Source organism: Salinarchaeum sp. Harcht-Bsk1 (genome assembly GCF_000403645.1).
Lineage (GTDB): Archaea > Halobacteriota > Halobacteria > Halobacteriales > Salinarchaeaceae > Salinarchaeum.
The window spans coordinates 749,597-767,268 of the sequence record NC_021313.1 but is presented as its reverse complement, the minus strand read 5'-3'; the positions used below and the strand labels follow the sequence as shown (position 1 = coordinate 767,268).

Below are 17,672 nucleotides of genomic sequence, written 5' to 3'. Positions count from 1 at the left end.
TCGACGTCAATCGGTCGAGCACGGACGGGCGAGCCGGTTACACACCGGCGGAACTGCTACGGCGAGTGAGACGCAATGGCTGAGCCATGACCCGCACCGACGTCCTTCCTCGCGACGCGATCCGGAGTATCGACGACCCGACGTTCGCGTCCGTCCACCACGGCGATCCCACCGACGAGGCGTTCGTCGTCGACGGCGATCCCCCGCGAGCCTATCCGACCCGGATCCTCGACGGGCACGAAATCGTCAACGACGTGCACAGCGGGGTGGCCGATCACGACGCCGTCGACGCCGGGAGCGGCACCGGTGGATCGGCCGTTCCGATCGCGGTCACCTGGTGTCCGATCTGTGCCAGCGGCGCCGTCTACGACCGTCGCGTCGGCGATCGAACCCTCACGTTCGGCGTCTCCGGCGTGCTCGTCGACGACGCGCTCGTCATGTACGACCGCGAGACGGAGAGCGAGTGGCGCCAGACGACCGGCGAGGCGATCGCTGGCGACCTCGAGGGGACGACGCTCGACGCGCTCTCCGTCGCGGTGATGCCGGTCGGCGAGTTCCTCGAGGAGCACCCCGACGGGGAGGTCCTGCAACCCCACAGGGTCCAGGGCGATCCGGCGGAGGCGCTTCGAACGACGTACGAGTCGAAACGCTACCGCGGCTACCACCTCGCCGACGACTTCGGACTCCGGGCCATGCGTGGCGAAGGTACCGAGCGGTCGTGGGATCGGAGCGATTTCGGGCCCAAGACGCCCGTCATTGGTATCGACCGCGGCGACGTAGCTGTCGGCTACCCGCTTCCGGTCGTCGAGGACGCGGACGGTGTACTCCGCGATTCGGTCGGCAGCGAGTCGATCATCGTGGTCGCCGCGGACGGTCGCCTCCACGCCTTTCTGGATCCCGGATTCTCCGTCGAGCGCCGCGACGGTGGCCTCCGCGGCGACGGTACTACCTGGGATCCCGCCACCGGGGAGAGCGAGGACGGCCGACAGCTCGAGCGCGTCGTCGCTCGCCATCTCTACGCGTTCGCCTGGCAGGACGCCCACGGTCCGGATTCGTTCTACGGACGATAGCGCGACCGCAAGCGCTTCGCTACCGCTCCGCGGACCAGCGCTTGAGCCTTACTCCCCTTCGACGAGTCGGCGGAGCTGCTCGGGTGGGACCGCACCGCGTGCGGCATACCCCTCGTACGCGAACGTCGGGACCCCCGTCACGCCCTCCTGCGTGGCGGCCTCGAACTGCTCGAACACCTCGGCCCGGCGTTCGTCGTCTTCGATAGCGTCTCGAACTTCCTCGCCATCGACCCCGACGTCCTCGGCGAGGTCTGCAAGCACGTCTGGGTCGTCGATCGGCTCGCCCCCCTCCCAGAGTGCCCGATACAGTGCGTCGTCGAAGGCCGGCCACTCCTCGGGGTACTCGCGCTGGACGAACAGCGACGCGACCTGGGCGTCGAGGGAGTCGACGTCGGGCACCTCGTCGATGCCGAGCATCTGGTCGGCATCGTACTGGTCCCGGAGCCGGGCGACGTTGTCGCGGACCGTGTCGAAGTAGGCGTCGTCCTTCCCGTCGTCGACGCTGTCGTCGATTTCGCCGTCGGGGCCCCGCTTCTGGGATCGGAGGTCGAAGGGGTGCCACGCGACGGACAGAGGTTCCACGCGGTCGTCCTGGTACTGTGCCAGCGACTCGCGGCCGAGGTAGCAGAACGGGCAGACGTAGTCGGCGTACACGAGCAGCTGGTCGGAATCGTCGCTCATGCCAGCGACCTGGGGCCGGACGGGGAAAAGCTCCAGCGTGACGGCCGTTCGCGCCCGGCAGGTACCCCCGGAACTGACGCGTCGGCTCGCACCGGTCTCCGCTCAGGCCGACTCCTGCCAGACCGCGACCGTCGCCATCCCGAGTCCGAGTGCGAGCCACACGAGCAGCGACAGGCTGGCGACGAGCGGCGAGGCCATCCCGTCGCCCGGCTCCGAGGCGAGCGCCGGCCCGAGCGCGAGTTCGAAGACGAGCCCGCGGAACGCGCTCGCCGGGCTCAGCCCCTCGAAGAGCGCGATCGCGTTGCCGCCGATCGCGCCGCTCGACACCAGCGTCAGCAACGCGAGGTCCAGTCCGATCGCGATCACGAGCACGCCGCCGATCGCCGCGGCGAGTGCGCCTCGCGTCGTCCGCGTCCCCGCGGAGACGGCGAGAGCGAGCGCGGCCACGACGAGCGTGTAGATCGCGGTAAGCAGGACGAATCGCACGTACACGAGCACCGTGTCCCCGGCGTCGTGGGTCGCGAGGAACGTCTGCGGTGCGCCGCCGCTGCCGCTGGCGAGCGCGCCGGCGATGCCGAAGGCCGCGAGCACGACCACGAGGAGGCCGAGCACGCGCCCGACGAACACGCCGAGGACGTACTCCAGTCGGGTGATCGGGTAGGTCCGGATCACGTCGAGTTCGCCCCGTTCGTCGTCGCCGCGGATCGATCGAAAGACGAACGCGAAAGCGATCGTGGGGACGAGCACCTCCACTACGAGCAGCAGGTCGTATGTCAGGGAGACGTAGCCGCCCGCCGCGTCCCGGGAGAGCGCGCCGAGCCCGACGACGACCGCGAAGAACGCGACGGCCACGGCGACGAGCGCCCGGTTCCGGACCAGCGTGCGGAGTTCGCGATCGACGACGACGAAGACGCGGTCGACGGGCCCCATCACGAATCACCTCCCGTGGGTGGCGCGTCGAGTTGCACAGCTTTGCGCTCGGCGCCCTGTACCGCGTCGGAGAAGGCGGCACGAAGCGTCGATGCGCCGGTCGCTTCGACGACGTCTGCGGGTGCCCCGTCCTGAACGAATCTGCCGTCGACCAGCGTCACGACGCGATCCGCGGTTTCCTCGATCGCTTCGAGGTCGTGGCTCGCGATGACGACGGTTCGCCCGTCCCTGGCGATCGCCTCGACCGTGGCGAAGATGTGGTCCGCGACGTCGGGATCGAGGCCGCTCGTCGGCTCGTCGAGGACGACGACCGGCGGATCGCCGACGAGCGCCTGCGCGACCCCGAGCAATCTGGTCATCCCGCCGGAGAGCGCCTCGACCCGGCGATCCGCGGCGCCCTCCAGACCAACCCGCTCGAGCAGGTCCGTCGGCGACCGCTCGTCGTCGACGAGGTCCATGTAGAAGGAGAGCGTCTCCCTCGCGGTGAAGCCGCTCCGGAACTGGGGCGTCTGTGGCAGGTAGGCGACCGACCGCGCCGTGCCCCCGGGGCGCGAGACCGACCCCGAGTTCGGTGACCGGAGGCCCGCCAGAAGTTCGAGGACGGTCGTCTTCCCGCTGCCGTTCGGCCCCACGAGCGCGGTCAGCGTCCCGGCGTCGAGGTCGAGCGTCGCGTCCTCGAGGACGGTCACCGACCCGAACGCGAAGGAGACCTCCCGAAGGGACAGCGTCGAGTCGTCGTCGCCAGCGTCGCTGGGCGATCGCTCGGTACTCCGCTCGTCGTCTGTCTCGGGGTTCATCGTGGTTCCATCGTCGTCGGCGCTCACGTCGATCCCTCCGTCGTGGCCGTCCGATTCAGCGCTGCGGCGAGGACGTCAGGGCGAGCCGGCGCGGTGCGCGGCGCGGTGTCCACGACGCCGCCGGAGCGGAGCCCCGGTACGTTGTCCTGGACGCTCCGGACGAGCTGGAACGCCGGCGAGCGTGCGAGCGTCCAGGCGCCGTTGGCGTCGTGGATCTGTCCGTCGACGCTGCCCGTCGGCCGGAACGTGCGGTCGTAGTGGCCGTCGCCGTCGTCGTCGGCGCTCGGCATCGGTCCCCAGAAGTTCCCCGCGCCGCGGACCGTCCACACGCGGAGGACGCCCTGGCTCGAACTGCTCGCCTGCTCGTTAGCTACCACGTCGTTCGCGGTGACGAGGTTCGTCGGCGGACCGAGGCTCGTCCGGAAACCGGCCCCGTTCCGAACGATCGTGTTCCGCTCGATCAGCGACTGGTAGCCGAGCACGTCGATGCCACGCTCGTTGTCGACGAGGACGTTCTCGGCGTAGTAGGCGTTCGACCCCGCCGTCGAGATGCCGACCCTGGAGGATCGCACGTCGTTGCCCACGATCAGGTTTCCGACCGGGTGCGTCATGACGATGACGCCGATCTGCACGTTTCGGGCCGTGTTGTTCGTGACCAGTGCGTTCGAGGTGTACATCTCGTGGACGCCGAAGCGGCCGTCCCGGAACTCGCTGTCGCGGACGACGATGCCGTCGGCGCGGTGGGTGTAGACGCCGTCGCGACCACCCCGGAACCGGCTGTCCTCGACGACGATCGGGTCGTACATCCCGACGACGCCCATGAACCCGTCGTCGACGCCTCGCGTGATGGTGACGTTCAGTCCGCGGAGCGTCGCACCGGCGCTGTCGGTCACGATCACGCCCGAGGACGGCGACTCGATCCGGACGTCGGCGACCAGCGAGCCGTTGGCGTCGACCAGTTTGACGGCGGCGTCCCCGCGTCCGTAGGCGAGTTCGATCCGCTCCGACCAGCCGATGTCCTCGGGTTCGGAGCCGTTCACGGTCGTGCCCCGGCTGCCGACGGGGCCGACGCCGTCGATGGACAGGTTCACGAGCCCTGTTCGCGGCGCGGTGAAGGCGAGGACGGAGCCGTTGCCGTCGCCGTGAAGCTGCGTCGCCGCGCCCTGCCCCTCGATCGTGACCGACCGGTTCACGACGAGGCCGTCGGTCTCGTAGGTGCCAGCGGGCAGTTCGATCGTCGTGTTCGACGGCGCCGCTCCGACCGCGGCCTCGAGCGTCGGAACGTCCTCACCGACGACGATCGACGTCGGGCGATCGCGAAGCTGCTCGGCGTCCCTGGAACTCGCGTTCGCCCACGCAGATCGTTCCCGAACGTCGCGCTGGAAGCGCTCGCGGGTGAGCGCTTGCTGGGGACTGACGTGGTCAGGGAGGTCCTCCCAGTCGATCACTCGCCCGCCGTACTGGTCGGCGAACTGCTCGGCCGCGTCGCGATCGTCGAAGGGCACGGCGACGGGGCCACTCGGCAGGCGTGCCTCGCTATCGACGACGACGTGTGTGCCTGTCGCCGACACGAAGTTCGGCGTGTCCTCGGTCTGCAGGAAGCCGTCGTCGGTGAGCGATGGATTGGCGTTCCCGAAGTCGGTGACGAAGATCTCGACGGGTCGGCCGAACTGCCTGCTGTGGCCGGTTCGGTCCTGTTCGGCGACGAACGCCTCGAGCCCGTTGAACCCGACCACGTACTGGTAGCCGGAGTAGTAGACCTGGACGCGCGGGATCGCGTACCCGCGCTCCTCGGCCTCCCGGACCGTCGTGTCGGTGAGGCCGAGTTCGAAGGTGTCCCCGAAGGCCGCGGCATCGGGCGGCTGGCTCCCGCCGATCGGGACGACGAGCGAGAAGCTCAACAGGACGAGGACGCCGACCACCGCGAGTGCGAGGAGTCGGCCGATCATCCAGCGGTCACATCCCGAGCGACGAGATCAGCTCCGGCGTCACGTCGTCGATCGTCCCCAGGTCGCCGCCGTACTCGTCGGCGAACGACTCGGCGTCGCTCTCCTCGGAGAACGCGATCAGGTCCCGGCCCATCGTGCCCAGGACCTCCGAACCGACGACGAACGTGACGTCGTTCGCGTCGGCGAAGTCGCCGGCCGCCGCGTGCCGGGAGATGAGTTGCTGGCCGTCGTCGCTCCGGATCTCGTAGTCGACCGCGGAGTAGTCGGTGACGTAGAAGGCCTGGCGCGACCAGCCCGAGCGCTCGAAGTCGAACTGGAAGGCTTCCCAGGTGCTGTCGAACCGCGCAGGATTGTCGTGGCCCGCGGGCTGCTCGTCCTCGTAGAAGATCAGGGACGTCGGCCCGGGGTGCTGGACGATCACCATGCCACAGACGTCGCAGGTCGCGCCGTCGGGAACCGTGATCGCCGCCGGTGCGTCGTCGCCGTCGCCACCGCCGTCGCCGCCGATGCAGCCCGCGAGGCCGGCGACGGCGACTGCCCCAGCACCGTGGAGGACGCGCCGTCGCGTGATACCGTCGCCCTCGCTGCCCGCGGGCGCGTCGCTGGTCCGCCCCTCGTCGTCCGTGCTGTGCGCGTGGTCGGTGCAGTGGGTGTGTCTCGGCATTGGCATGGAAGTCTCTCCGCCAGCGATTTTCGTGCTGTGTCGTCACTAGGCCGTTCACAGTAAAGTGGTGACGGTCCAATTCTCGCCGCCTGGGACTGGACGTTCGCTCTTCGTCCACACCTGTAGTGACCCCACGTGGCTACAGTGGCCCCGCGCGGCTGCAGGCCCCTAGCGGCTGCAGCGGCCTCAGGCGGCTGCAGCCACTCTCCGCTGTACAGCGGTCCCATCGTCACGTCATCTTCGGTGCGGTCGGCGGCTGGAGCGACAGTAGCGCGCCGCCCAGTCCTCAGCAATGGAGCGTTCCGTCGAGGTCGTAGATGCGCTGTCGGGCGTCCACGAAGGAGATCCGCGAGTCGACGAGTCCGGCCGAATCGAGTTCGGAGAGTCCCGATCGAACCGTTCGCGGCGGTAACAGCGTCTCTTCGGCCAGCTGTGCCTGCGTGAGTTCGCCCTCGTGGGCGAGCACCGTGGCTACGAGTTTCGCACTCGGTGGAAGGTCGGCGAGGGCTGTACGGGCGTCGGTTCCGTCGCAAGTACCGGTTGCTGCCATTCGTCTGCGGCTGGACCGCGAGATTGCCTAAACCTCTCCCGGGAGTGCGCGAACGGTACACGAGGGAAAGAGCTATATCATCAGATCCTAATATTTGGTATTGTTAATATGGCATCCGACGACGCGACTGCGACCGGAGCCGATCCCCGGTCCGAACCGTGCTGTACGCCGCCAGGGTCGGTCGACGAGGACGCCGTCCTCGCGGACGTCCAGTTGCTCTCTGCGGCCGGCAACGACACGCGCTACGAACTGCTCCGTCGGATCGCTGGCGCCGAGACGGACGTCTGCGTCTGCGACCTCGAAGCCGCCGTCGGCGTGAGCCAGAGCGCGGTGAGCCAGGCCCTGTCCCGGCTCTCCGCGGCGGGGCTCGTCACGCGCCGGAAGGAGGGTTCCTGGCGCTACTACGGCACGACGCCAGTCGCCGAGGCGCTGCTTGACACGCTCGACGACCTGCGAGCAGCGACGGAACCGGACGAGGTGGCGTCCGATGAGTGAGGAGGTCGCCCCGACGGACCGCGATCCAGACGAGCAGCGCCGAATCGTCCGCGAGCGCTACGCCGGCATCGCCGAGGACAGCGATTCGGGCTGCTGTGCCGACGACGGCTGCGGCGACGGCTCCGGTGACGCCGACACCTGTGGCGACGACGCTACCGGCGCGCCCGACGGCAGCGACGACGTCGGCGGCACCGACAGCGAGCAACTCGGCTACGACGACGAAGACGTCGCGTCGGTCGCCGACGGCGCAGACCTCGGACTGGGCTGTGGCAACCCGAAGGCGCTCGCCGACCTCTCGGTCGGCGAAACCGTCCTCGACCTCGGCTCTGGCGCCGGCTTCGACTGCTTCCTCGCCGCAGATGAGGTCGGCGACGCCGGGCACGTGATCGGCGTGGACATGACCCCAGAGATGGTCGCGAAGGCCCGCGAGAACGTCGCGAAGAACGATGCGTCGAACGTCGAGTTTCGCCTCGGCGAGATCGAGCACCTCCCAGTCGCGGACGGGACTGCCGACGTGATCATCTCGAACTGCGTGATCAACCTCTCGCCGGCGAAGGAGCAGGTCTTCGCCGAGGCGTTCCGTGCCCTGCGTCCCGGCGGCCGACTCGCGGTCTCGGACGTCGTCCAGACCGCGCCGTTCCCCGAGGACGTGCGGCTCGACCCCGACTCGCTGTCTGGCTGCGTCTCCGGCGCGGCGACCGTCGACGACCTGGAGTCGATGCTCGCGGCGGCAGGGTTCGAATCGATCGCGATTGCGCCGAAAGACGACAGCGAGGCGTTCATCAGCGAGTGGGACGACGAGCGGAATCTCGAGGAGTTCCTCGTGTCGGCGACGATCGAGGCGGAGAAACCGGCAAGATAGTCCGGCCTCTCTGGGTGTCTCGGCAGTCGAACCGCTGTGGCCAGCGTATCCAATCCAGCGAGTCGGGACCGGTGTCCTTTTCCTGCGCGTTGGCAAATCCAGCGTCGATGCGACTGGTCCCCGACCTGCTCCTCGACAACGCTTCGCCAGGGGATCTCCGCGATCGGCTCCGCGCCGCGATCCGCGCCAACCCCCGTCTCGCGCTCCTCCTCGTGCTCGGCGCGCCGCTCTTCCTCTACGGCATCTGGCGCGCTCAACTCTACCAGATGATCCCCGACGAGCGCGGCGCGATCATGCGCCCGCTCCTGCTCGTCCACGGCGGCCCCGGTATCTCCGATTTCGAGAAGGGCGGTAACCTCCACGTCTGGATTCTCGCCCTGTTCTATATTCCCGTCATCGTCGCCTTCGTCGCCTACTACGCCGCGACGGGAAAGCTCGGCTCGGTGCTCGACACCGCACAGACGTTCCAGACCTACGAGGACCTCTGGGCCGCGCCGGCGTCGATCCAGGATCCGTTCTTCGCGATCGTCGTGGCGGGCCGGTTCGCCTCCGCGCTCGCGGGGCTGCTCGGCGTCCTCGGCGTCGCGTTGCTCGCTCGCCGGCTGGCTGACGACGACCGGGCCGGCCTGCTCGCCGGCGCAGCGCTCGCGACGACGATGGGGTACGTCCTCACCGCACACTACGCGACGGAGGACGTCCTGGCGGGCGCGCTCCTCGCGTGGACGTTCGTATTCGTCGCCCGCTACACCGACCTGCGAACCGATCGGCAACTCCTCCTCGCCTCCGCGGTCGCGGGGCTCGCGATCTCCGCGAAGGCGACGAACGGCCTGACTGCGCTCCCGATCGGCGCCTACGCGTTCGCCCGCCACGACCCGCGATCCTTCGACCTCGGGAGCAGCGACGGGCGCCGATCCTTCGGCCGTGCGATCGGGCGGTACCCGGCGGCGGCGATCGCGACGTACGTCGTCACGACGCCCTCGCTGTTTCTCCATCCCGGAGCCTGGCTTGGCGAACTGGGGCGCTACTTCGGGAAGGTGTCGGGTGAGTCCACCTTCTACGCGAGTCCCGACTCCGGACTCGTTTCCCACACGGGGAACCTGATCGGCGCGATGGGGGTGCCGCTCTTCCTGCTGGCGGTCGTCTCGCTCGTGGGCGTCGTCGCCCTCGCCGCCACCGACCGGATCGACCGGACCGCGCTCGCACCCGTCACCTTCGTCGTCCCCTACTTCCTGATCATCACCTCCTGGCAGAACGTCCAGTACAACCGGGCGCTACTGCTCACGCCGCTGCTCGCCGTCTTCGTCGGCGTCTTCGGCGCGTGGCTCCTGTCGCTGGATCGTCCAGTCCTCGGTCGGTCTGGCGTCCGAGGCCTCACCGTCCGCCGGATCGCTGCCCCGGTGCTCGCGGTCGTCCTCCTGCTCTCGCTGGTCTACACCGGTATCGGCGTCGCATCCTTCAACCAGTCCCGCGCCGAGGCGACGGAGTGGACCCACGCCAACTTCGACGCCGACACCGACGTCGCCGTCATCGGTCAGCGGATCTACCTCCCCGCCTTCCCCGAGGAAACGAACGTCTCTCGCACCGAGATCCTGATGGAGAACGATCCGGCGACGTGGCAGGAGGGCCTCGCCCGGGTCCGGTGCAACCAGCACGAATACCTCGTGCTCACCAGCTTCCAGTACACCCGTCACTTCCAGGACCCGACCGTGCTCCCGGAGGTCGCCGAGACCTACCGATCCCTGCTGAACGAGGAGGACTACGAGATCGTGCGGACGTTCGGGCCCGACGTCAACCGGAACAACGACGCCGCGGGGATGGTCGAGAACGCGCTCCGGCTCCAGCCGCCCGCGAAGAACGTCGGCAACCCGCGGATCCTCGTGCTCCAGCGGACCGCCGAGCCAGCGGAATCATGCCCCGAACTGGCGAACGGGTCGGCAGCCAGCGGACGGTAACCGGTCGCGGACGCTCTCACGCCGTGGGTGAATCCCCCGCACGTCGCGGCCGAACGCGGCGTTTTTCCCCGTCGGACCCAGACCCGGAGGTATGACTTCCACGCCACCGATCCGGCTCGCGACGCGGGGCTCGGACCTCGCGCGAACCCAGGCCGGCTCGGTGCAGGACGCGCTCGAGCGGCGCCGTCGCGACGCGGAGCTGGTCACCGTCGAGACGACGGGCGACCGGCTCCGCGACGAGCTGATCCACCGCCTCGGCAAGACCGGGGCCTTCGTCCGCGCCCTCGACGAGGAGGTGCTCGACGGATCGGTCGACGCCGCCGTTCACTCGATGAAGGATATGCCGACGGAGCAACCCGACGACCTCGTCGTCGCGGCAGTGCCAGAGCGGGCGTCGGCCAACGACGTGCTGGTGACCCCCGACGGCCGAACGCTCGAGGACCTGCCGGAGGGAGCGACGGTCGGTACCTCCAGCCTCCGACGCGGCGCACAGCTCCAGGCCGAGCGATCGGATCTCGAGATCGAACCGCTCCGGGGGAACGTCGACACTCGCGTCGAGAAGCTCCTCGCTCCCTCGCTCCAGGCCGAGCGCGAACGGCGGAAGGAGGCCGCACAGGCCGAGGACGCCGGCGAGACCGAACGCGCCGCCTTCGAGGACTGGCTCGCGAACCGCTCCGCGCTGGAGGACCGGGCGCTCGACCGACCGATCGAAACGGAGTACGACGCGATCGTCCTCGCGGCTGCCGGGCTCGAGCGCGTCGGGCTCCTCGACGAACTGCAGGTCCAGCACCTTCCCCGGAATACGTTCGTCCCCGCCCCTGGACAGGGCGCGCTGGCGATCACGGCGGCCGCGGGCAGCGACGTGGTCGACCTCCTCCGCACCTCGCTGGACCACCGGCCGACCCGGATCGCGACGACTGCCGAGCGCATCGTCCTCGCCGAACTCGGCGGTGGCTGCGTCGCACCGCTCGGCGTCCACGCGACTCTCCAGGGCGCCCACGTCCGCGTAACCGTCGCAGCCTACAGTCGTGACGGCAGCGAGTCCGTCGAGATGAACCGCGATCTGCCGGCCGAATCCTACGCCTCGGCGGCCCGATCCTTCGCTCGCGAGGTCGCCGACGCCGGCGCTGCCGAACTGATCGAGGAGGCGAAGCGAGACGCCAGCGTCGAGGCCGCCGAGGACGCCGCCGCGAGCGCGACGGGTGAGGAGGAATGAGCGACGACGCCGGCGGATCGGCCGAGGACGTTCCAGCCAACGACCGTGACGACGCCGCCCTCGGCACCGTCTATCTGGTCGGGAGCGGCCCCGGCGATCCGGAACTTCTCACGGTCCGCGCGAAGCGGCTCCTTGAGTCGGCCGACGTCGTCCTCCACGACAAGCTTCCAGGGCCGGAGATCATCGAGGCGATCCCACCCGAGAAGCGCGAGGACGTGGGCAAGCGCGCCGGCGGCGAGCGCACGCCCCAGTCCGAGATCAACGAACGACTCGTCGAACACGCCCAGGCCGGCCGGGACGTCGTCCGGCTGAAGGGCGGCGACCCGTTCGTGTTCGGGCGCGGCGGCGAGGAACTCCAGTACCTGGCCGACCACGGTGTCCCGGTGGAGGTCGTCCCCGGCGTCACCTCGCCGATCGGCGGGCCCGCCGTCGCGGGGATCCCGGCGACGCACCGCGACCACGCCTCCTCGGTGACGCTCGTCACCGGCCACGAGGATCCGACGAAGGAGGAGTCGGCGGTCGACTGGGACGCCCTCGCCGCGACCGGCGGAACGCTGGTCGTACTGATGGGCGTCGGGAAGCTCCCCGAGTACGTCGCGGCGCTCCGCGAGGCTGGAATGGACGCCGACACGCCGGTCGCACTGGTCGAGCGCGCGACCTGGGCCGATCAGCAGGTCGCGACCGGGACGCTCGACACCATCGAGACAGTGCGGGACGAAGCGGGAATCGAACCGCCCGCGGTCACGGTGATCGGCGAGGTCGCGGCGACCCGGGAGCAGGTGCTCGACGCGCTCCGATCGCCCTACGGCACCGATCGATCCCCGGAGGCCGAGGAATGACTTCCACGCCGACGGTCGCCGTGTTCCGTCCCGACGACGAACGCATCGACGAGGCGGTGACAGCGCTCACCGAGGCGGGGCTCGACCCGGTCGCCGATCCGATGCTCGCGATCGAGCCGACCGGTGCGATTCCACGCGTGGAGGCGGCCGACGTCGTGATCTTCACGAGCAAGACTGGCGTCGAACTCGTCGCCGAGGCCGGCTGGTCGCCGCCGACCGACGCGACGATCGCCGCCATCGGCGACGCTACTGAGACAGCGCTCCGGGACGCAGGCTACGAAGTGGATCTCGTGCCCGAGGAGTATTCCTCTCGCGGCCTCGTCGACGCGCTCACGTCGGCGATCGAGCGCGGCGAGGTCGAGTCGATCGAGGTCGCCCGCTCCGACCACGGGAGCGACGTGCTGCTCGACGGGCTCGCGGCGGCCGGCGCCACGGTGCAGGAGACGGTGCTCTACGAACTCCGGCGACCGGCGGACGCCGGCGAGTCGACCGAACTCGCGGCCGAGGGGTCCCTGGACGGCGCCTGTTTCACGTCGTCGTTGACCGTCGAGCACTTCCTCGCCGCGGCTGCCGACCGCGGGCTCGAGGCGGCGGCGCGAGGGGGGCTCGAGACAGCCGTCGTCGGTGCCATCGGCGAACCGACGGCAGAGACGCTTCGCGAACGGGGGATCGCCGTGGACGTGATCCCGGCGACGGCCGACGTCGACGTGCTCGTCGACGACGTCGCGGCAGCGATCGAGGCACGCCTCGACTGACGCCGGGCCGCATCGGGACTGGCCGTGGCACTCGATCGACGTTCCTCGGAATTGACTGCAGTCGCGGCGGCATCGGTCGGTTGCGACTGTCGGGTCGCTGCGATCGCGCGATCTCCACGGCCATGATACTTTTTACCACGCCTGTCCTTACACCAGAGAATGACACCCGTCGGGGCCGCAAACGCGCGCGGCGTGGAGGCCCCGCACGTCCTCCACGTCGACGACGAGCACGGGCTCGTCGACCTCGCTGCGACCTTCCTCGAACGCGAGGGGCTCGCGGTCACGACCGCGACCGACGCGGAGACCGGGCTCGATCGCCTCGAGGACAATTCGATCGACGCCGTCGTCAGCGACTACGACATGCCCGGCACCGACGGTCTCGAGTTCCTCGCTGCCGTCCGGGAGGACTATCCGGATCTCCCGTTTATCCTCTTTACGGGCAAAGGGAGCGAGGAGATCGCGAGCGAGGCGATCTCTCGTGGTGTCACTGACTACCTCCAGAAGGAGACCGGAACTGACCAGTACGCCGTCCTCGCGAACCGGATCGAGGAGTCCGTCCGTCGATACCGCGCCGAGAGCGAACTCGCAGAGACCCGTAGACGCCACGAGACCTTACTCGCCAACCTCCCGGGCATGGCGTATCGCGCGACGACCGAGCCGGGCTGGCCGATGTCGTTCGTCAGCGAGGGCTGTCGGGCGGTCACAGGGTACGAAGCGGCGCAATTGACCAGCGGGACGGTCGACTGGGAGACGGACGTGATCATTCCCGAGGATCGGGTCCCTGCTCGGCGGACGGTGGAGACGGCCGTCGAGCAGGGTGAGCCGTTCGAGGTGACCTACCGCATCACTCGCAAGGACGGCGAAGAACGGATCGTCTGGGAGCAGGGCCGGGCGATCGACGACGGCGAGTCCGCCGACGTCACCGTACTCGAGGGGTTCATCACCGACGTCACGGCTCGCGAACGCAACGAACGTGCGCTTCGAACGGTCTCAGCGACGCAGCGGGCGGTGCTCCAGCAGGTGACCGACGGCGTGTTCGTCGTCGACCTCGAAGCCGGGGAGGTCCTCGAGACCAACGCCGCCGCTGCCGACCTCACGGGCTACCCGGAGGGCGAACTCGTGGGGAGCGACCCCAAAGCGCTGTTGTCGGCCGCGGAAACGGCGCTGGCCGATCTCACGAGCGCCGGGGAAGCCGATCTGGAACTGCCGATCGCCAGGGCCGACGGCTCCCCCAGGCGCTTCACCGTGAGTTGCTCCACGCTCACGTTCGACGAGCATCGCCGGCTGGTCCTCGTGCTCTCCCCAACGGAGTGAGACGGCTGCATCGTCCTTCAGGACCTCACCGCTCAGCGGCTCCGTCGGGCGCCACGGGCAGACGGCACCAGATCCGCCGGGACCACACCTTTAACCTCGAAACCGATCCTACCCTGGATCGATGACCGGGCCGATTCCGGCGCTGACCGACCGCGCGAACCGCGCAGCCGAGCGGCTGGCCGCGGCCGATCACGTCCTGTTGGCCTCTCACGCCGACGCGGACGGGCTGGCCAGCGCGGCGGTCGGTGCGGCGGCGCTCGAGCGTGCCGGGATCCCCCACGACGTGCAGTTCGCCGACCAGCTCGACGAGGCGACGATCCAGCGCCTCGCGTCCGGTCGCGAGGACGTCGTCTTCCTGACAGACTTCGGGAGCGGCCAGCTCGACGACGTGTACGCCCATCTCGACCCCGAGGCCACGATCGTCGCGGATCATCACCAGCCGCTGTCGCCCGATGCGGTCCCGGCGGGCGCGCCAGCGACGGCGGAGTACGCCGACGCGCCCTACCACGTCAATCCGCTACTGGTCGGGCTGGACGGCGCCCGTGAGTGCTCCGGGGCGGGGGCGACGTACGCCGTCGCCCGCGCCATCGCAGAGCGCGACCCGCCAGCGGCACTCGGCCCCGAGCACGCGATCCAGCCCGGCAGCGACCCCGATCCGCGGAACCGCGACCTCGCGGCGCTCGCTATCGTCGGCGCGGTCGGCGACCGACAGCGCGAGGACGGCGAACTCGTCGGCGCGAACGTCGCGATCGCCGCCGAGGGCGAGGCGGCCGGGGTCCTGACAACCGAGACGGACCTCGGGGCGTACGGCACGCAGACCAAACCGCTCCCCGAGCTGCTCGCCCACGCCGACGAGATCAGGGTTCCCGGCGTCGCGACCGACCGGAACGCCGCCGCACGATTCCTGGACGGACTCGACCTGAAACTCCGCACCGACGGCGAGTGGCGACGGTGGGCAGAACTCACCGGCGAGGAGCGCCAGACCGTGGCCAGCGGACTCTGCCAGCGTGCCATCCAGCGAGGCGTCCCGGCCGAGCGCATCGACGAGATGGTCGGCACCGCCTACACCCTCTCCGGCGAGGAACCAGCGACGCAGCTCCGGGACGCCAGCGAGTTCGCGACCCTGCTCAACGCGACCGCTCGCTACGAGCGCTCGGCGGTCGGCCTCGCCGTGCTGCTCGGCGACCGCGACGGTGCACTCGAGGAGGCAACCGATCTACTGGCCGAGCACCGGCGCAACCTCTCCCGCGGCGTGCGGTGGGTCGAGGACCACGGCGTGACGATCGAGTCCCACTGCCAGTGGTTCGACGCCGGCAGCGAGATTCCGGCGACGATCGTCGGCATCGTCGCCGGGATGGCCGTCGGCGCCGACGGCGTCGATCCGTCGATCCCGATCGTCGCCTTCGCCGAGGACGGCGACGAAGTGAAGGTCTCGGCCCGAGCGACCGGCGGACTCGTCCGGCGCGGCGTCGACCTCTCCGAGGCCATGGCGACGGCAGCGTCCGCCGTCGACGGGAGCGGCGGCGGTCACACGGTCGCCGCGGGGGCGACTATCCCGCCGGATTCGACGGACGAGTTCGTCTCAGTCGTGGACGACGTCCTGGCGACGCAGCTCCAGACCTGAGCGTCGGGGGTCGGCTCGCTGCCCGACCTGGAGGGCCACAATCGCTTTGGGTTGCGCTTGCGTACCACGACTATCGTGCAGACCGTGCGAGCGTTGTTGATCGGCGTCCCCGACAGGACGAGGGCCGATCTGCTCGACGCTGGGATCGACGTGGAGTCCGTGGGCTCGATCGACGAGGCCACCGATCGACTCCACGAGCTCCGCGACGGCGCTCCGATTCACTGCGTCGTCGGCTGGATCGACGACGATCGCGACGTCGATCTGGACGTTCCGGCCACCGATGCCGTCCCGCGGCCGCCCCGCGTCCTCGCCGGCGAACGGCCGCTCGCTGCCATCGCCGCCGACGTCGTCGGAGCGGGCGTCGACGAGTACGTCCAGTTCGATCCGGACGCCGACGCCTCTGCGGTGGTCGAGGTCGTCGAACGGACTGCCGCCGAGTACGAGGCGTCGCTCGATCGTGCCCGCGTGCCGATCGATGCACCGGACCCGGGTTTCCTCCTTCGTAAAGGACGGATCGCAGTCGCGGCCGACGACCTCGAGTCGTGTTTCGTCGCCGACGAACTCGTGGGCGTCGAGATCACGTCCCTCGTCGCCGACGCGGATCGCGACGGGCTGGGTGACGTTCTCCGGTCCGTCGGGGCCAAAGCGACGAGTCTGCGGGTGACCCCACTCGGCGATCGCCACCGGACGACCGAACTCCGGCTTCGTCGCTCGCCGATCGACGGGGCGATCGTCGGCACCGCCCGCGACGTGACCGACGACGAGCACGAGCGCGCTGCCATGGCCGAAGCGGCAGCCCAGCTGGACTCGTTACTCCAGAACATCCCGATGTCGATCTATTTCAAGGACGAACTCGGCCGCCACGAGCGCGTCAGCGACAACATCACGCAGACCGATCCGGACGAGTACATCAGGAACGACGAGGGGAAGGTCCACCCCCATTCGGACGACGTCATCGGCAAGACGGACTTCGACCTCTACGCGCCGTCCTTCGCCGAGCAGACGTACGAAGACGACATGCGCGTTATCGAGGACGAGGAACGAATCGTCAACCACATCGAATCGGGCACGACGAACCTCGGTGAGCCTCTCTACACGTCCACGACCAAGGTGCCTCGCTACGACGCGGACGGCGACGTCGTCGGGCTCGTCGGCGTCACCATCGACGTCACCGAGCGGGTGACCCAGCGCGAGGAACTCGAGCGCCAGAACGAGCGGCTCAACGAGTTCGCGGAGGTTCTCACGCACGACCTGCGCAACCCGCTGAACGTCGCCAACGGCTACCTCGACGTCCTCGAAGCGACCGACGATCAGACTGCGATCGAGGAAGTGGCCAACGCCCTCGCCCGGATGGAGTCGCTGATCGAGGAGATACGGGCCTTCGTCCTGGAGGGCCGCCTCGTCGAGGAGCCCGAGGCGGTCGATCTCCGCGCTGTGGCACGCGAGGCGTGGACGACCGTCGAGACAGGCGAAACGTCCCTCGAGTTCGACGGCGACCTGCAGCTCAGTGCCGATCGAGCGCGCCTGCGCCGATTGCTCGAGAACCTCTTCCGGAACGCGATCGAGCACGGTCGTCCCGGGACCGCCACGGAGGGCCTGACGATCACCGTGACCAGCGGCGACCACGAGTTTGCCGTCGAGGACGACGGCGTCGGAATCTCGCCCGACGAAGCCGAACGCGTCTTCGAACGGGGCTTCACCACGAGCGGCGACGGCACTGGCTTCGGATTGGCGATCGTCGAGAGCATCGCGGAGGCACACGGCTGGAGCATTTCCGCCACCGAGAGCGACGCCGGTGGAGCACGGTTCGTATTCTCCGACGTCGTGCACGCCGACACCGGCATCGGTCGAACGATCGCCTGAGGCCGTTCTGACCGGTCCTGCCGTCCCGCTCCTCGATTCTCTCGTTGCTCCTCCTGCCAGTGGCTGGTTGAATCAGCCTGTCCGGCTGTTCGAGTCTGTGTCGCCCCCGGC

Annotated in this window: 16 protein-coding genes; 10 read left to right on the top strand and 6 right to left on the bottom strand. The window is 69.4% G+C overall.

Annotated features, from left to right (window positions below):
* Positions 1 to 86: 86 nt before the first annotated feature.
* Entirely contained in the window at positions 87 to 1,070 is a 984-nt protein-coding gene (locus L593_RS03700) for a DUF3179 domain-containing (seleno)protein (protein ID WP_020445587.1), read from the top strand.
* Positions 1,071 to 1,118: 48 nt separating this feature from the next.
* Here the strand turns inward: L593_RS03700 and L593_RS03695 are convergent, their stop codons facing one another.
* The 6 genes from L593_RS03695 to L593_RS03670 all read right to left on the bottom strand — a co-directional run bounded on the left by L593_RS03695 (position 1,119) and on the right by L593_RS03670 (position 6,641).
* The gene (locus L593_RS03695; RefSeq protein ID WP_020445586.1) at positions 1,119 to 1,751 is read right to left on the bottom strand and encodes a DsbA family protein; all 633 of its coding nucleotides are present in this window, start codon (positions 1,749 to 1,751) and stop codon (positions 1,119 to 1,121) included.
* Positions 1,752 to 1,853: 102 nt separating this feature from the next.
* Positions 1,854 to 2,681, bottom strand: coding sequence for an ABC transporter permease subunit (locus tag L593_RS03690; protein WP_020445585.1), 828 nt, complete (start codon positions 2,679 to 2,681; stop codon positions 1,854 to 1,856).
* Complete coding sequence (locus L593_RS03685; protein ID WP_020445584.1) at positions 2,681 to 3,505, bottom strand: ABC transporter ATP-binding protein; 825 nt, start codon at positions 3,503 to 3,505, stop codon at positions 2,681 to 2,683. Before L593_RS03685 ends, L593_RS03690 begins: the two co-directional genes overlap by 1 nt.
* Positions 3,502 to 5,427: a NosD domain-containing protein gene (locus L593_RS03680; RefSeq protein ID WP_020445583.1), complete on the bottom strand. Its 1,926-nt coding sequence runs from the start codon at positions 5,425 to 5,427 to the stop codon at positions 3,502 to 3,504. Before L593_RS03680 ends, L593_RS03685 begins: the two co-directional genes overlap by 4 nt.
* A 7-nt stretch (positions 5,428 to 5,434) precedes the next feature.
* Complete coding sequence (locus L593_RS03675; RefSeq protein WP_236608595.1) at positions 5,435 to 6,097, bottom strand: nitrous oxide reductase accessory protein NosL; 663 nt, start codon at positions 6,095 to 6,097, stop codon at positions 5,435 to 5,437.
* Positions 6,098 to 6,377: 280 nt separating this feature from the next.
* A complete protein-coding gene (locus L593_RS03670; RefSeq protein WP_020445581.1) occupies positions 6,378 to 6,641 on the bottom strand; it encodes a helix-turn-helix domain-containing protein in 264 nt (87 codons plus the stop codon).
* A gap of 108 nt (positions 6,642 to 6,749) precedes the next feature.
* On the opposite strand from L593_RS03670, the gene L593_RS03665 reads away from it, so the two are divergent.
* The 9 genes from L593_RS03665 to L593_RS03625 all read left to right on the top strand — a co-directional run bounded on the left by L593_RS03665 (position 6,750) and on the right by L593_RS03625 (position 17,561).
* Positions 6,750 to 7,136, top strand: coding sequence for a helix-turn-helix transcriptional regulator (locus L593_RS03665; protein WP_020445580.1), 387 nt, complete (start codon positions 6,750 to 6,752; stop codon positions 7,134 to 7,136).
* Positions 7,129 to 7,998, top strand: a complete 870-nt coding sequence (locus tag L593_RS03660) for an arsenite methyltransferase (RefSeq protein WP_020445579.1) — start codon at positions 7,129 to 7,131, stop codon at positions 7,996 to 7,998. Before L593_RS03665 ends, L593_RS03660 begins: the two co-directional genes overlap by 8 nt.
* A gap of 107 nt (positions 7,999 to 8,105) precedes the next feature.
* Complete coding sequence (locus L593_RS03655) at positions 8,106 to 9,950, top strand: glycosyltransferase family 39 protein (RefSeq protein ID WP_020445578.1); 1,845 nt, start codon at positions 8,106 to 8,108, stop codon at positions 9,948 to 9,950.
* Between the two features lie 91 nt (positions 9,951 to 10,041).
* Entirely contained in the window at positions 10,042 to 11,166 is a 1,125-nt protein-coding gene (gene hemC / locus L593_RS03650) for a hydroxymethylbilane synthase (RefSeq protein ID WP_020445577.1), read from the top strand.
* Positions 11,163 to 12,005 carry a uroporphyrinogen-III C-methyltransferase gene (gene cobA / locus L593_RS03645; protein ID WP_020445576.1) on the top strand — a complete coding sequence of 281 codons (843 nt, stop codon included), beginning with the start codon at positions 11,163 to 11,165 and terminating at the stop codon, positions 12,003 to 12,005. Before hemC ends, cobA begins: the two co-directional genes overlap by 4 nt.
* Complete coding sequence (locus L593_RS03640; RefSeq protein ID WP_020445575.1) at positions 12,002 to 12,760, top strand: uroporphyrinogen-III synthase; 759 nt, start codon at positions 12,002 to 12,004, stop codon at positions 12,758 to 12,760. The genes cobA and L593_RS03640 overlap by 4 nt, the downstream gene beginning before the upstream one ends.
* Positions 12,761 to 12,919: 159 nt before the next feature.
* Complete coding sequence (locus L593_RS03635) at positions 12,920 to 14,074, top strand: response regulator (RefSeq protein WP_020445574.1); 1,155 nt, start codon at positions 12,920 to 12,922, stop codon at positions 14,072 to 14,074.
* Between the two features lie 121 nt (positions 14,075 to 14,195).
* The gene (locus L593_RS03630; RefSeq protein ID WP_020445573.1) at positions 14,196 to 15,698 is read left to right on the top strand and encodes a DHH family phosphoesterase; all 1,503 of its coding nucleotides are present in this window, start codon (positions 14,196 to 14,198) and stop codon (positions 15,696 to 15,698) included.
* Between the two features lie 75 nt (positions 15,699 to 15,773).
* On the top strand, positions 15,774 to 17,561 hold the full coding sequence (locus L593_RS03625) for a sensor histidine kinase (protein ID WP_020445572.1): 1,788 nt from the start codon (positions 15,774 to 15,776) through the stop codon (positions 17,559 to 17,561).
* Positions 17,562 to 17,672: the final 111 nt, after the last annotated feature.

Bases quoted from the DNA above. Each gene is read 5' to 3' on its own strand.
- cobA (WP_020445576.1), top strand. From the start codon at position 11,163: ATGAGCGACGACGCCGGCGGATCGGCCGAGGACGTTCCAGCCAACGAC.
- L593_RS03635 (WP_020445574.1), top strand. From the start codon at position 12,920: ATGACACCCGTCGGGGCCGCAAACGCGCGCGGCGTGGAGGCCCCGCAC.
- L593_RS03680 (WP_020445583.1), bottom strand. From the start codon at position 5,427: ATGATCGGCCGACTCCTCGCACTCGCGGTGGTCGGCGTCCTCGTCCTG.
- L593_RS03655 (WP_020445578.1), top strand. From the start codon at position 8,106: ATGCGACTGGTCCCCGACCTGCTCCTCGACAACGCTTCGCCAGGGGAT.
- L593_RS03640 (WP_020445575.1), top strand. From the start codon at position 12,002: ATGACTTCCACGCCGACGGTCGCCGTGTTCCGTCCCGACGACGAACGC.
- L593_RS03630 (WP_020445573.1), top strand. From the start codon at position 14,196: ATGACCGGGCCGATTCCGGCGCTGACCGACCGCGCGAACCGCGCAGCC.
- L593_RS03695 (WP_020445586.1), bottom strand. From the start codon at position 1,751: ATGAGCGACGATTCCGACCAGCTGCTCGTGTACGCCGACTACGTCTGC.
- hemC (WP_020445577.1), top strand. From the start codon at position 10,042: ATGACTTCCACGCCACCGATCCGGCTCGCGACGCGGGGCTCGGACCTC.
- L593_RS03660 (WP_020445579.1), top strand. From the start codon at position 7,129: ATGAGTGAGGAGGTCGCCCCGACGGACCGCGATCCAGACGAGCAGCGC.
- L593_RS03670 (WP_020445581.1), bottom strand. From the start codon at position 6,641: ATGGCAGCAACCGGTACTTGCGACGGAACCGACGCCCGTACAGCCCTC.
- L593_RS03700 (WP_020445587.1), top strand. From the start codon at position 87: ATGACCCGCACCGACGTCCTTCCTCGCGACGCGATCCGGAGTATCGAC.
- L593_RS03690 (WP_020445585.1), bottom strand. From the start codon at position 2,681: ATGGGGCCCGTCGACCGCGTCTTCGTCGTCGTCGATCGCGAACTCCGC.
- L593_RS03675 (WP_236608595.1), bottom strand. From the start codon at position 6,097: ATGCCAATGCCGAGACACACCCACTGCACCGACCACGCGCACAGCACG.
- L593_RS03665 (WP_020445580.1), top strand. From the start codon at position 6,750: ATGGCATCCGACGACGCGACTGCGACCGGAGCCGATCCCCGGTCCGAA.